Origin of the sequence: Streptomyces beijiangensis (assembly GCF_017315755.1) — a bacterium.
Taxonomy (GTDB): Bacteria; Actinomycetota; Actinomycetes; order Streptomycetales; family Streptomycetaceae; genus Streptomyces; species Streptomyces beijiangensis.
On sequence record NZ_JAFLRJ010001750.1, the window covers coordinates 1 to 209 of the forward strand.

The following is a 209-nucleotide window of genomic DNA, read 5'->3' on the forward strand; positions in this document are numbered from 1 at the left end:
GTGACATGGGCGCCTGGCTGGTCGCCGCGTACGGACAGCAGGTTCTGTCCGGGGATGTCGATCGTGGAGACGCGGAAGGCGTCGGTGTCGGTGATTTTCGTGATGCGGAAGGTGACCTGGGTGCCGGTGACGCCGATCTGCGCGTCGATCCGTACGCCGTCGAGGGCGGGAAAGGCCAGCCGGTAGCGGACCGTCGACCCGTCGACGGT

The 209-nt window shown here is 67.5% G+C and carries 1 protein-coding gene; it reads right to left on the reverse strand.

Annotation, left to right across the window (positions count from 1 at the left end; all coding sequences use genetic code 11):
- A partial coding sequence (locus J0695_RS43505) for a hypothetical protein (protein WP_206970312.1) occupies window positions 1-209 on the reverse strand: 209 nt, incomplete at both ends.